The sequence below is a fragment of the Rhodocyclaceae bacterium genome (assembly GCA_020248265.1).
Lineage (GTDB): Bacteria > Pseudomonadota > Gammaproteobacteria > Burkholderiales > CAIKXV01 > CAIKXV01.
In genome coordinates this window covers 380,868-394,028 of sequence record JADCHX010000004.1, presented here as the reverse complement: position 1 = coordinate 394,028, position 13,161 = coordinate 380,868, and the positions used below count along the sequence as shown (strand labels likewise).

11 protein-coding genes are annotated in these 13,161 nt (G+C 67.4%); 3 read left to right on the top strand and 8 right to left on the bottom strand.

The features are described from left to right. Positions 1 to 70 precede the first annotated feature (70 nt). Positions 71 to 1,258, top strand: coding sequence for an alpha/beta hydrolase (locus ING98_05560; protein ID MCA3101320.1), 1,188 nt, complete (start codon positions 71 to 73; stop codon positions 1,256 to 1,258). A 152-nt stretch (positions 1,259 to 1,410) separates the two neighbouring features. Beyond that, entirely contained in the window at positions 1,411 to 1,728 is a 318-nt protein-coding gene (gene grxD / locus ING98_05555) for a Grx4 family monothiol glutaredoxin (GenBank protein ID MCA3101319.1), read from the top strand. A 57-nt stretch (positions 1,729 to 1,785) separates the two neighbouring features. Here the strand turns inward: grxD and ING98_05550 are convergent, their stop codons facing one another. From ING98_05550 to ING98_05525, 6 genes are read right to left on the bottom strand one after another with little or no spacing between them, the layout of a single operon-like run. After that, positions 1,786 to 2,553: a sulfite exporter TauE/SafE family protein gene (locus ING98_05550; protein MCA3101318.1), complete on the bottom strand. Its 768-nt coding sequence runs from the start codon at positions 2,551 to 2,553 to the stop codon at positions 1,786 to 1,788. A gap of 19 nt (positions 2,554 to 2,572) precedes the next feature. After that, complete coding sequence (locus ING98_05545; GenBank protein MCA3101317.1) at positions 2,573 to 5,557, bottom strand: FAD-binding oxidoreductase; 2,985 nt, start codon at positions 5,555 to 5,557, stop codon at positions 2,573 to 2,575. Between the two features lie 54 nt (positions 5,558 to 5,611). Beyond that, the gene (locus ING98_05540) at positions 5,612 to 6,382 is read right to left on the bottom strand and encodes an IclR family transcriptional regulator (GenBank protein MCA3101316.1); all 771 of its coding nucleotides are present in this window, start codon (positions 6,380 to 6,382) and stop codon (positions 5,612 to 5,614) included. A 47-nt stretch (positions 6,383 to 6,429) separates the two neighbouring features. Further along, a complete protein-coding gene (locus ING98_05535) occupies positions 6,430 to 7,257 on the bottom strand; it encodes an ABC transporter ATP-binding protein (GenBank protein MCA3101315.1) in 828 nt (275 codons plus the stop codon). Between the two features lie 34 nt (positions 7,258 to 7,291). Continuing rightward, the gene (locus tag ING98_05530; GenBank protein ID MCA3101314.1) at positions 7,292 to 8,152 is read right to left on the bottom strand and encodes an ABC transporter permease; all 861 of its coding nucleotides are present in this window, start codon (positions 8,150 to 8,152) and stop codon (positions 7,292 to 7,294) included. Positions 8,153 to 8,165: 13 nt separating this feature from the next. After that, on the bottom strand, positions 8,166 to 9,455 hold the full coding sequence (locus ING98_05525; protein ID MCA3101313.1) for an NrtA/SsuA/CpmA family ABC transporter substrate-binding protein: 1,290 nt from the start codon (positions 9,453 to 9,455) through the stop codon (positions 8,166 to 8,168). Positions 9,456 to 9,714: 259 nt separating this feature from the next. On the opposite strand from ING98_05525, the gene ING98_05520 reads away from it, so the two are divergent. Then, a complete protein-coding gene (locus ING98_05520; protein ID MCA3101312.1) occupies positions 9,715 to 11,382 on the top strand; it encodes a choline dehydrogenase in 1,668 nt (555 codons plus the stop codon). A 19-nt stretch (positions 11,383 to 11,401) separates the two neighbouring features. Here the strand turns inward: ING98_05520 and ubiD are convergent, their stop codons facing one another. Both ubiD and ING98_05510 read right to left on the bottom strand, forming a co-directional pair. After that, complete coding sequence (ubiD, locus tag ING98_05515) at positions 11,402 to 12,886, bottom strand: 4-hydroxy-3-polyprenylbenzoate decarboxylase (protein MCA3101311.1); 1,485 nt, start codon at positions 12,884 to 12,886, stop codon at positions 11,402 to 11,404. Continuing rightward, positions 12,887 to 13,069 (bottom strand): hypothetical protein, encoded by a 183-nt coding sequence (locus tag ING98_05510; GenBank protein ID MCA3101310.1) that lies wholly within the window; start codon positions 13,067 to 13,069, stop codon positions 12,887 to 12,889. Positions 13,070 to 13,161 lie beyond the last annotated feature (92 nt).

The window sequence follows — 13,161 nt, the reverse complement described above, 5'->3', positions numbered from 1 at the left end:
CCCGACTGAACCGCACGTCAGGACCGCGCAGGTCGGCGCGGAATCAACCGTATCCATGAAAGGCGACACGATGGCTGCAGCGAACGAGGCGAAGAAAGATCCCCAGTACTTCATGTATTTTCCCGGCAACTACCGGTGGTCGTCTGCATTCATCAACATGCTCGGATCGGCGCCGTACGGTGGCTCGGAGATCGGCGAACTCGACCGTATCGGCCGCCTGCTCAAGGGCAAGGGCCCCGAGGACGACCAGGCCTGGTTCGATGCCTGCAACACCGTGGCCGACACGGTGACCGCGTTCGCCAACGAGCGCAGCCAGTCGGGCCACCGCTATTCGGCGGCAGCCGCCTACCTGCGCGCGGCGAACTACTACCAGATGGCCGAGCGCTTCCGCACGCCGAAGGATGCGGCGGCACTGGCGTCGTACAAGCGCGGCGTCGACTGCTTCCACCGCTACATCGGCGAGACCGACCTGAAGATCGAGATCGTCGAGATCCCGTTCGAAGGGGCGAGCCTGCCCGGCTACTTCGTGCATGCGCAGAATTCGTCCGAAGGGCGCAAGCCGTGCGTGGTGTACTTCGACGGGCTGGACGTGACGAAAGAGATCCAGTTCATGCGCGGCGTGCCCGAGCTGATCAAGCGCGGCATCTCGTGCCTGATCATGGACGGCCCCGGCACCGGTGAAGCGATCCGCTTCCGCGGCATGGTGCTGCGCCACGACTACGAGAAGGCCGGTTCCGCCTGCATGGACTGGCTCGAGACGCGCGCTGATGTCGACGCCAAGCGGGTCGGCGTGGTCGCGATCAGCCTCGGCGGCTACTACTCGCCGCGCATGGCCTCGCTCGAGCCGCGCTTTGCCGCGTGTATCGCCTGGGGCGCGATCTGGGATTACTACGCGACCTGGAAGAAGCGTATCGACGCCTCGTTCAAGACCTCGCTGTCGGTACCTGGCCACCACATCACCTGGATCCTCGGCGTCGACACGGTCGAACAGGCGCTCGAGAAGCTCGAACCATTCCGGCTCGACGGCGTGGTGCAGCAGATGCGCTGCCCGTTCCTGATCGTGCACGGCGCCGACGACGAGCAGGTGCCGCTGGTCGATGCCCAGTCGCTGTACGCTGCGAGCGGCTCGCCGGACAAGACCCTGCGCGTGTTCACCGCCGAGGAAGGAGGCGCCCAGCACTGCCAGCGCGACTACCTGACCAAGGTCGTCGCGGTGATGTGGGACTGGTTCGAGGACAAGCTCCAGCCACGCTGCTGACCCCGGGGTCTGACCCCAGGGTCTGACCCCGACGGATGCCGCCGGATGGGCAAGGACTCTTACTTGACCGAATTACTCGACTTCTCGTATCTTCCCGCCTCGATCGGCGGCACCGCCTGCTGCCTTTCCGTCATATGCCGAGGTAAAACACCATGAGCGCTCACGACACCATCCATCAGCAGGTCACCGGCCACCCGGTCGTGCTCTACATGAAGGGCAACCCGAGCTTCCCGCAGTGCGGCTTCAGTGCCAACGCGGTGCGCATCCTGTCGGCCTGCGGCGTAGACACGTTCTTCTCGGTCAACGTCCTGGAAGAACCCGAGATCCGTCAGGGCATCAAGGAATATGCGAGCTGGCCGACGATCCCGCAGTTGTACGTGAACGGCGAATTCGTCGGCGGGTCGGACATCATGACCGAGATGTTCCAGTCGGGCGAGCTGAAGACGCTGCTCGACACCACCAAGGGCTGATCAGCCCGTCCGGCCGGGCCTCCGGAGACCCGAGGCCCGCGCCCGTTACCCTGCCGGCTATCGCCCCAGCGCGTACTGGGTGAGGATCACCACCGCCATCGCGCCCAGTGCCAGCCGCAGCCATTGACGGTAGGTCTTCGGATCGACGCCTTCGCGCGCGCGGATGCCGCGCTTCTGCGCGATCACGGTAACTGCCGCCAGCGGCACGGTCATCGCCCACTGCGTCATCGTCACGCCGCCGAGCATGGTGAAGGTCACGAACTGCGTCGCCTTGCCGGGCAGGAAGCACAGGTTGAACCCCTGGATCATCGCCACCGGGGCGAGCCCCAGCCCGGCGTAGTAGGCGATCAGCGGCGGCGAGGCGACGTTCGCGGTGGTCTCGAATATCCCGGCGGCAAAGCCGAACAGCAGGCCAGAGGCGACCACATGGCGTTTCATCCAGGCCGACTCGCTCTTGCCTTGCCAGTCGAGCCACAGCCACATGAAGATCGCGCCGACCAGAACCAGCGCATACGGAAAATGCGGTACGCGGATGAACAGCTGGGCGCCGATCGCCGCCCCGACGAACGCCGCCACCGGCATGAACCAGAATCGCTTCAGCGTACCGAGAAAATCGGGCACCGACCAGATCGACACGAAGATCGCCACCAGCACCGGCACCACCAGCACGATCACCGCATCCTGGAGCGGCATCACCAGCGCGAGCAACGGCGTCGCGATCAGCGGCAGGCCGACGCCCAGCACGCCGTAGACCCAGGCGGCGACCGCGACTACCACCACGACCCACAGCAGCAGGGCCGGCGTCAGCACCTCCAGCGGACTCAACGCGGACTCGCCGCGCGCATCAGACGGCGCCCCCGGCTGTACCGCTTCGCGCCGCACGGGCCTCGCCGCGGTCGATCGCCTCGGCCATCAGTTCGACGACGTGGACCGCGCGACGGTCGCCGAGCTGCGCGATCTGCTCGCGGCAGCTGAAGCCGTTGCTCACCACCGTGGTATCAGCGCCGCAGGCACGCAGCGCCGGCAGCAGCGACAGTTCGGCCGCCTTCACCGACAGGTCGTAGTGCTTCGGATCGAAGCCGAACGAACCGGACATGCCGCAGCAGCTCGACTCGACCATGGTGTGGCGAACACCCATCGCGTCGAGCACCTTGTTGTCGGACCCCATGCCGATCACCGACTTCTGGTGGCAATGCCCGTGCACGATCGCATCGATCTCCAGCCCCGGGAACGAGACACCCTGTTCGACCAGGAACTCGGTGATGAACCGCACCTGCAGCGCCAGCTTGCCGGCACGCGGATCGTCGGGGAACAGCTTCAGCAGCTCGTCGCGGAACACCGCGACGCAGGCCGGCTCGAGGCCGACGATCGGCGTGCCTACCTCGATGTCGGCAGCCAGCGCCTGCATGATCTCGCGCAGCTGCCGTTCGGCCTGGTCGAGCAACCCGAAGTCGTACAGCGGCCGCCCGCAGCACAGGTGCGCCTGCGGCACGGACACCTCGTAGCCCGCGTGCTCGAGCACCTTCACCGCCGCCATCGCCGTCTCGGGGTGGAAGTGGTTGTTGAACGTATCGGCCCAGAGGATCACCCGGCGGGGCGACGCAGCGGCGGCGGACACCTTCGCACGGCCGGCGAACCACTGGCGGAACGTGCGCGCAGCGAACTTCGGCACGTCGCGCTGCAGCGCGATCCCGGCCAACTGCTTGGCCAGCACGTTCAGGCCCGGCGTCTGCGTGAACCAGTTGACGAGCCGCGGCATCTTCGAAGCCAGGCGCGCCCAGCGATGGATGAAGCCCATGCTCCAGGCCTGCACCGGCCGCCGATTGCGCTGGTGGTAGTGGTACAGGAACTCGGCCTTGTAGCTCGCCATGTCGGTGTGCGTCGGGCAGTCGCTCTTGCAGCCCTTGCACGACAGGCACAGGTCGAGCGCTTCCTTCACGGCCTCGGATTGCCAGCCGCCTTTGACCACCTCGCCGCGCAGCATCTCGCCGAACAACCGCGAGCGGCCGCGCGTCGAGTACTTCTCTTCACCGGTCACCCGGTAGCTGGGGCACATCACGCCGCCGCTCTGCGACCGGCACTTGCCCATGCCGACGCAGTGCTCGATCGAACGCGCGAAGCCGTCTCCCTCGGGCGTCGTGAAGTTCATCCGCGTCTCGAAGCGGATCGGGCTGTAGCCGGGCCCGTAGCGCAGGTTCTCGTCGATGCGGTAGGCGTCGATCAGCTTGCCCGGGTTCATCCGGCCTTCGGGGTCCCAGATCGCCTTGAACTCGCGGAACGCCTGCATCAGTTCAGGCCCGTACATCACCGGCAGGAACTCGGCCTTGGCCTGGCCGTCGCCATGCTCGCCGGACAGTGACCCGCCATAGCGCACCACGAGGTGCGCGGCATCCTCGGTGAACGCACGCCAGCGCTTGATACCTTCCGGCGTGCGCAGGTCGAAGGTGATGCGCGCATGGATGCAGCCATCGCCGAAATGCCCGTACAGCGAGGTCTCGTAGCCGTAGCGGTCGACCAGCGCCTGGAACTCGCGCAGGTAGTCGCCCAGCCGCATCGGGTCGACCGCTGCATCTTCCCAGCCGACCTGCGGATCGCGGCTGCCTTCCAGCCCGAGCGCGCTGGCCGAGGCCGCGGTCTCGCGGATCGTCCAGATCGCCTCGGCCACCGCCGGGTCGTCGATCAGCCAGTGCGACGGTGCATCCGGCCGACCGGCGTAGTGGTCGACCAGCGCCTGCGCCTGCGCGCTGGCCGCCCCGACGGTGTCAGCACCGAACTCGATCATGATCCAGGCATCGCCGGCCGGCAGCTTCGCAATGTCGGCCAGCCGCAGCCCACGCACCCGCAGCCCGCCGATGATCTTCTGGTCGAGGCCTTCGGTGGCGATCGGGCCGAACGGCAGGATCTGCGGCACCGCGTCGCCAGCGACATAGATGTCGGGATAGCCCAGCACCAGCAGCACCCGCTTCTGCGGGCTTCTCACCAGGCGCGTCTTTGCCTGCAGCGTGATCGCGCACGACCCTTCGGTGCCGACCAGCGCACGGGCGACGTTGAAGCCGTTCTCCGGCAGCAACTGGTCGAGGTTGTAGCCCGATACGCGGCGCTTGATCTTCGGATACTTCGTGCGAATCAGCTCGCCATACCGGTCAGCGAGGGCCTTCAGCTTTGTATAGATCTCCGCCCGCCGCCCGCCCTCGGCGACGATGCGTTCGTACTCGTCGTCGGGCGTCGGTCCGACCCACAGGCGCAGGCCGTCGTAGGTCAGCACCTCGAGCGCCTCGACGTTCTCGACCGTCTTGCCGGCCATCACCGAGTGCGCACCGCAGGAGTTGTTGCCGATCATGCCGCCGAGCGTGCAGCGGCTGTGGGTCGCCGGATCAGGCCCGAAGGTGAGAGCATGCGCTTCGGCCGCATCGCGCAGCGCGTCGCAGACCACGCCCGGCTCGACCCGCGCGCTGCGTGCCTGCGGATCGACCTCGAGCACCTGGTTCAGGTATTTCGAGCAGTCGAGCACCACCGCCACGTTGACCGTCTGCCCGTTCTGCGCGGTACCGCCGCCGCGCGGCAGGATCGGCGCCCCGTGTTCGCGGCACACCGCGACCGCGGCGACGATATCGTCGACCGTCTTCGGCAGCACCACGCCGATCGGCACCTGCCGGTAGTTCGAGGCATCGTGCGCATACACCGCCAGGCTGCCGGCATCGAAGCGCACCTCGCCGGACACCGCCCGGCGCAGCGCGGCGGCCAGCGTGGCGGCATCGACGCCATGCGGCACGCGCGCGGACGGACCCGACGGCTGCGCGGGGGACGGGGTATCGAGGGGCGGTGGCATGGGGTGGCGAGTGTATCAGCGGTGCCGAAGCGGACGGACCTGCCCGACGGCGTCTCAGTCCACCTCGAACGCCTCTGCCAGTTCGTCAGCGGCCTGCCGCAGCCGGGGCACCAGGCTGAGTGCGCGATCGAAGGACAGGCGGCCCACCGGACCATGCACCGCGACCGCAGCGATCGGCCGACCCGCCGCGTCCATCACCGGGACGCTGGCGGCCACGAGCCCGTCGAGGAATTCCTCGTTGTCTGTGCCGAAGCGCGCTTCGCGGATGCGTGCGAACTCGGCCTCGAGCAGCGCGGGCTCGACCAGCGTGCGCGCGGTGCGGCGCTCGAGCGGCAGCGTCGCCAGCAGCCGCTTGCGGGTTCGCGCCGGCAGGAGCGCGAAGAACAGCTTGCCGCTGGCAGTGCAATGCAGCGGCACGCGCGACCCGGGCTGCAGCGTCATCTGCAGCGGCCACTGCGACTCCACCCGGTCGACATACACCACCTCGGCTCCGTCGAGCATCGTGATGTTGCAGGTCTCGTTGAGGTCGGCGACCAGCCGCTCGAGGATCGCCCGCCGGCCCGCCTGCCGCGCGCCGTGGCGCATGGCATCGACCGCCAGCCGGGCTGTCCTGCGCGCGAGCATGTAGTTGCGGTCGGCCGGTTCCTGTGCGAGGAAGCCGGCCACCGCGAGCTGGCGCAGGATGCGGTGCACCGTCGGCCTGGGCAGACCCAGCGCATCGGCTACAGCCGACAGTGGCAGCGCACGATCGGACGCTGCGAGCACTTCGAGCGCACGCAGGCCGCGCAGCAGCGCCGAATCGCGGTCGGAGGTCACGGCAGCCATCTCAGGAGACGAGCATCGATCGACGCCCAGCTCGCCCGGCGCTCCGGTCAGGCCGGGCTGGCGCCTGCAGCAGGGGTTGCAGCGGTCGGTACGGCGGCACCGGGCAGTTCGGACAGGTCGAATTCGTCATGGATCAGGTCGCGGATGCGCGCCTTCAGCGCGACGAACTCGGGGCTTTCTTCGCGCCGCGGTCGCGGCATGTCCACCTCGATGTTAGCCTTTACCCGCCCGGGGCGCCGGGTCATCACGATGATGCGGTCGGACAGCTTGATCGCCTCCTCGATCGAGTGCGTGACCAGCACCATGGTCTTGCGCTGCTCCATGAAGATGCGGACCATTTCGTCCTGCAGCATGCTGCGGTTCTGTGCGTCGAGCGCGGCGAACGGCTCGTCCATCAGCAGTACTGCCGGGTCGACCGCCAGCGCGCGGGCGATCGCGACGCGCTGGCGCATCCCGCCCGACAGCTGGTGCGGGTAGCGATGCTCGAACCCGCTCAAGCCGACCAGTTCGATCTGCCGCTGCGCGAGGCGCGCGCGCGCCTCGGTCGGTACCCGCTTCATCTCGAGCCCGAAGGCGACGTTGCCGAGCACGGTCAGCCAGGGGAACAGCGCGTAGTCCTGGAAGATCATCGCCCGCTCCCAGCCAGGCGAGCCGATCGGGCGGCCGTCGAGATGGATCGTGCCGAGGGTCGCGTCGTCGAAGCCGGCGATGATGTTGAGCAGCGTGGTCTTGCCGCAGCCGGAGTGCCCGAGCACCGAGCAGAACTCATCCTGCCCGACGGTGAACGAGATGTCGGCCAGTGCCTTCACCGGTTCATCGGCGGGGCCGTGACCGGGATAGATCTTCACCACGTTGCGAATGTCGAGCACGCCCATCGTTGCCTGTCCTGTCGTTTTCTGCGAGCGGTCTTCAGCGCGTCATGGCCAGCGACCAGGGCAGCATCTTCTTCGCGACCCACCGCAGGCCCTGGTCGATCACCAGCCCGGCGACCCCGATGGAAATCATGCCGACCAGGATGATGTCGGTACGCAGCACGCTGCGCGCATCCGAGATCAGCCAGCCGAGCCCGGACGTGGCGCCGACCAGTTCCGCCGCGACCAGCGCCATCCAGCCCACGCCCAGGCCGACGCGAATGCCGGTGACGATCTGCGGCAGCGCCGCGCGGAACACGATCTTCACCAGCACGTCGAACTCGGATGCGCCGAGGCAGCGCGCCGCGCGGATGACGTTGTGCTCGACGTTCTTCACGCCGGAGATGGTGTTGATCAGCAGCGGGAAGAAGATCCCGAGGAAGATGATGAACTGGTTCTGCAGGTCGCCGATGCCGAACCACAGGATGGCCAGCGGGATCCATGCGATCGGCGGAATCGGCCGCAGCATCTCGAACACCGGCTCGAACAGGTTCTGCGCGGTCTTCGACCAGCCCATCAGCAGCCCGAAGGGAATGGCCACCGACGCATAGGCGAAGGCGATCGCCTCGCGCTTGAGGCTCGCCCAGAAGTGCTTCGCCAGGTCGCCCGACTGGATCAGCTCCCAGGCACCCGCTGCCACCGCGGTCGGCGGTGGCATCAGCGTCACCAGGTTGGCATCGATGCGCGGCAGGATCACCACCGACAGCAGCTGCCATGCACCGAAAAACACCACCAGGCCCAGCCAGCGCGAGAAGCGCTGGAACAGGTTGGGTGGACGGCGCAGCGCATCCAGCGCCCGCCGTTCTTCCGGGGTGATGGCGGACGGCGGAAGCGCGGGCACCGGCGCGGCGTCGTACATGGCCCCGACCGCGTTACGGCTTGAACATCTGGCCGTTGAAACTCCACGGACGCACCAGATCGCCAGCCTCCGGGAAGGCCTGCGGCGCCTTCATGTTGAGGAAGGTCAGGTACTCCGGGTACGGTGGCTTGCCGACCGTGCCGGTCCAGCCCGCCTGGATGAACGGCGGCTGCGCCGGCACGCGCCAGCCCAGGCGGTTGAAGGTGCGCTCCATGAATTCGGGACGGAACACCGCCTGGAACTCCTTCTCGAGCAGCGGCGTCTTCATGCGCTTGGTCTCGTACAGCCAGTTCACCGTACGGTCGTTCTCGCGGAACCAGAACGCCGTGTGTGGATAGAGGTAGGTCGGCTTGAACTGGTTGTTGTACTCGGCCACCTGCTGCGCGAGCAGGGTGCGCGGCACCAGCTTCAGGTTGGGATCCTGCAGGAGGGCATCCACCGTGCGCTCGGGGTTGAGACGTATCCACAACTGCGACTCGGCAATCGCATCGGTCAGCGCCTGCACCACGTCGGGCACGTTGTCGACCAGTTCCTGCCGGACGTAGGTGACGCCGAGGTAGATCACGTAGGGATAGTGAACGTCGATCGGGCGACCGGTCTTGCGCTCGTTGATCACCAGCGAGTTGGTGAAATCCCACGGCACGATCGCGTCGATGCCACGCGGCAGCAGCGCCTGCTCGGGCGGGGGCATGTTGCGGAAGGTGACGTCCTTGCCGATCACCAGCTTGTTCGAGGCCAGCGACAGTTGCAGGTAGAACTCGGCGGAGGAACCGGTGGCGATGCCGATCACCCACGGCTCTTTCGTGGCCGGGTTGCCGCCACGCAGGTCGGCGATGGTCTTCAGCGGCGAGTCGTTCGGCACGATGATCTGGTGGCGCAGGTTCGGCGACATCAGCGCGATCACCCGCATCGGCACGTTGCGGTCGATCAGCGTGTTCATCGGGAAGTTGCCGCCGTTGCCGACCTGGGCACGGCCCGAGATGAACACCTCGTTCAGCGTCGGGCCAGACGGGAAGGCCTGGAAATTCGCCTCGATGCCGCGCGCCTGCAGGAACTTCTGCTGGTTCATCACAGAGAAGATCGCGTTCTGGCCGGACCACGGTGGCTGGTAGGCGACAGTCATCGGCCACCAGCCACGCTCTTTCATCCAGGCGATGGACTTTTCGGAGATGCGCTCATAGGGCTGCGGCCAGCCCCACTGGGTGAACTGCTGCGCGAAGGCACCCGTGGCCGAGCACATCGCGAGCAGCAGCGACGCCGCCGCGAACCACCGCATCGGGCGCTTGCCCGTCGAGTCATGCATTGCATTGCCTCCTGGCCGGTCTGTGCGGGCTCGACTTGCCGCTGCCGTCGCACTGCGCGGCACCGTGCCTGTCCTCCCGCTCGGGAATGCGCCGCCCCGGCTGTTCGATGTCCGCTGCGACCGGGTGCTGCGACCCTGCCGGCGGCCGGTGCACGGCGCCCAACGTTCCTGCATTGCAGGAAAAACGTTAGCAGCTAAACCGCGCCTCGGCAAGCAATCCTTTGAAAAACGGAATGCCTCATGTCATTATGTCCCGACAATGTCGTCGTCCATCGAGGCTCCCGCCGCCCTCGCCCGCTCGTCCGCGCCCGCCAGCGGCCCGGAGTACGACTTCATCGTCGTCGGCGCAGGCTCGGCCGGCTGCGTGCTCGCCAACCGCCTGTCGGAGGGGGGGCGCTTCAGCGTGCTGCTGCTCGAGGCCGGCAAGCGCGACTGGTACCCGTGGATCCACGTACCGATCGGCTACGCGAAGACCATGTTCCACCCGACATGGAACTGGATGTTCAAGACCGAGCCCGAGCCGACGATGAACGGCCGGCAGATCTACTGGCCGCGCGGCAAGGGCCTGGGCGGGTCGAGCTCCATCAACGGCCTGATCTTCATCCGCGGCCAGCGCGAGGATTACGACCACTGGGCCTCGCTCGGCAACACCGGCTGGGGCTGGGACGACGTGCTGCCCTGGTTCAAGCGCTGCGAGGGCAATTCGCGCGGCGCCTCCGAGTACCACGGGGGCGAGGGGCCGCTGAGCGCATCGGACATCGGCCGGCCACACGAGCTGGTCGACGCGTTCATCGCCGGCGCTGGCGAGGTCGGCATCCCGCGCAACGACGACTTCAACGGCGCCACGCAGGAAGGGGCCGGTTACTACCAGCTGACCACGAAGAACGGCTTGCGCTGCTCGACCGCAGTGGCCTACCTGAAGCCGGCCCGAGGCCGGCCCAACCTGCGCATCGAGACCGAGGCGATGGTCCATCGCGTGCTGATGGACGGGCGCCGCGCGGCTGGCATCGAGTACTCGAAGGGCGGCCGCACGATGGTCGCCCGCGCGCGGCGCGAGGTGGTGCTCTCGGCCGGCGGCCTGCAATCACCGCAGTTGCTGCAGCTCTCGGGTATCGGCGACCCGACGCTGCTGGCCGAGCATGGCATCCCGGTAGTGCATGCGCTCCCCAGCGTCGGCGAGAACCTGCAGGACCACCTGCAGGTGCGCGCCATCTTCCGCTGCGCGAAACCGGTCACCACCAACGACGACCTGCGCAGCCTCACGCGCAAGTTCGGCATGGGCCTGGAATGGCTGTTCCGGCGCAGCGGTCCGCTCGCGGTGGGCATCAACCAGGGCGGGCTGTTCGCCCGCGCGATGCCGCATTCGCAGACGCCCGACGTGCAGTTCCATTTCGCGACGCTGTCGGCCGAGATGGCCGGCGCCGCGCCGCATCCCTGGTCGGGCTTCACGATGTCGGTCTGCCAGCTGCGGCCGACTTCGCGCGGCACTGTCCGGATCAAGTCGAACGACCCTCGACAGGCACCGGCGATGCAGCCCAACTACCTGTCGACCGAACTCGATTGCGAGACGACGGTGGCCGGGCTGAAACTGGCGCGCACCATCGCCGCCACCCATGCGATGAAGGACTACACGCTCGACGAGTATCGCCCCGGGCCCGATGCGCGCAGCGATGCCGACCTGCTCGAGTTCGCGCGCAACCACGGTGCGACGATCTTCCACCCGGTCGGCACCTGCCGGATGGGCTCCGACCGCGACGCGGTGGTCGATCCGCAGCTGCGGGTGAACGGCGTCGAAGGCCTGCGCGTGGTCGACGCCTCGGTGATGCCGACGCTGGTCTCGGGCAACACCAACTGGCCGACGGTGATGATCGCCGAGAAGGCAGCGGACATGATGCTCGCCGACGCGGCAGCGGCGGCAGCAGCCTGAGGCGCCAGCAGCTGCCCCGCTACAGCCCCAGCCCGCCCCAGATCGAATCGATGCGCGCCTTCACCTCGGCGCTCATGGCGATCGGCGTGCCCCATTCGCGCGTGGTCTCGCCGGGCCACTTGTTGGTGGCATCGATGCCCATCTTCGAACCCAGCCCAGACACCGGGCTGGCGAAGTCGAGGTAGTCGATCGGTGTGTTCTCGACCAGCAGCGTGTCGCGCGCCGGATCGACGCGCGTGGTCATCGCCCAGATCACTTCCTTCCAGTCGCGCACGTCGACATCGTCGTCGGTCACCAGGATGAACTTGGTGTACATGAACTGGCGCAGGAAGCTCCAGATGCCGAACATCACCCGCTTCGCATGCCCGGGATACTGCTTGCGGATGCTGACCACCGCCATCCGGTACGAGCAGCCCTCCGGCGGCAGGTAGAAGTCGACGATCTCGGGGAACTGGCGCACCAGCAGCGGTACGAACACCTCGTTCAATGCGACGCCGAGGATGGCCGGCTCGTCCGGCGGCTTTCCGGTATAGGTGGAGTGGTACAACGGATCGCTGCGATGGGTGATGCGCTCGACGGTGAACACCGGGAAGCGGTCCTGCTCGTTGTAGTAGCCGGTGTGGTCGCCGAACGGGCCTTCCAGCGCGGTCTCCCAGCCGGTCGGCGAGGATGCGTCCGGATGGATAGCCCCTTCGAGCACGATCTCTGCGGTGGCCGGCACCTTCAGGTCGTTGCCGATGCATTTCGCCAGCTCGGTGCGACCGCCGCGCAGCAGCCCGGCGAACTGGTATTCGGACAGCGTGTCGGGCACCGGCGTCACCGCACCGAGCGTGGTCGCCGGATCGCAGCCCAGCGCCACCGCGACCGGGAACGGCTGGCCGGGATGCGCCTTCGCATGGTCACGGAAGTCGAGCGCGCCGCCGCGATGCGCGAGCCAGCGCATGATCAGCTTGTTGCGGCCGATCACCTGCTGCCGGTAGATACCGAGGTTCTGCCGCGCGCGCACCGGGCCGCGCGTGACGGTGAGGCCCCAGGTGACCAGCGGCCCGGCGTCTCCCGGCCAGCAGGTCTGGATCGGCAACCGGCCGAGATCGACCTCGCTGCCCTCGATGCGCTGCTGCTGGCAGGCCGGCCGCGAGACCTCCTTAGGCGCCATGTTCAGCACCTGCTTGAGCAGGGGCCACTTGTCCCAGGCATCGCGCAGCCCCTTCGGCGGCTCAGGCTCCTTCAGGTAGGACAGCAGCTTGCCGATCTCGCGCAGCGCCGACGGATCGTCCTGGCCCATGCCGAGCGCCACGCGCTTCGTGGTGCCGAACAGGTTGCCGAGGACCGGCATCGCGTGCCCGGTCGGCTGCTCGAACAGGATGGCCGGGCCCCCGGCACGCAGCACGCGGTCGCACACCTCGGTCATCTCGAGGTTGGGCGACACCGGGGTGGCGATGCGCTTCAGTTCACCGAGGGTTTCCAGTTGCGCGATGAAGTCGCGCAGGTCGTAGTATTTCAATCAGGTCGTTTCCTTGCCAGCGGGCGCACCGAAGTCAACCTCGCCATGCAAATTGCGTGGAGAAATGCCCGCGACAAGTTCCAGCAGTGAGTAGACAACCTCGGCAGTAGGCTCAATCGCAACTGCCGGTTGCGCAGGGGCGATCGCCGCACGCTCGCCCGATTCGCGGATTACGGTATTCATGAAAGTCTCCAGAAGGGCCCAGAAGTGTATGAACGGGGGCAACCTAAGGTCAACGAATGCGGCGCTGCCAGCCAACTCCACACCGGCCGGAC